At 70.7% G+C, this 399-nt stretch carries 1 protein-coding gene; it reads right to left on the reverse strand.

The features are described 5' to 3' along the window. Positions 1–399, reverse strand: a 399-nt coding sequence (locus AB4Z50_RS36210; RefSeq protein ID WP_441887345.1) for an alcohol dehydrogenase catalytic domain-containing protein, incomplete at both ends; no start/stop codon positions are given.

Raw genomic sequence — 399 nt, forward strand, 5'->3', positions numbered from 1 at the left:
CGGCACACGTACCAGCCCGCGCGCTTCGGCGAGCATCCGTTCGGCGTAGCCGCCATCCGTCGTCATGCCCGTAATGACCGGGCTCTCGCAGTTGACGATATCGCCCTGCCGGCATGACGGGCAGCTACGGTCTTCGCCGGCCAGGAAGCCTACGCCCACGCGCTGGCCGATGCGCCAACCATCGACACCATGGCCCAGTGCCTCGATCCGGCCCACGACCTCGTGGCCGGGCACCATGGGCCGCTCCGGGTCGGCGGGAGCGCGCCCCACCGTGGCGCTGTCCGAGTGGCAGACGCCGCACGCTTCCACGCGGATACGGACCTGTCCGTGTCCAGGCTCGGTCACCGGGCGATCGATCAGCGCCAGCTTGCCAGGCGCCACCACTACGGCGGCGCGATA

This window comes from Paenibacillus sp. 2TAB26, assembly GCF_052115145.1.
In the GTDB taxonomy this organism is placed as follows: domain Bacteria; phylum Bacillota; class Bacilli; order Paenibacillales; family Paenibacillaceae; genus Pristimantibacillus.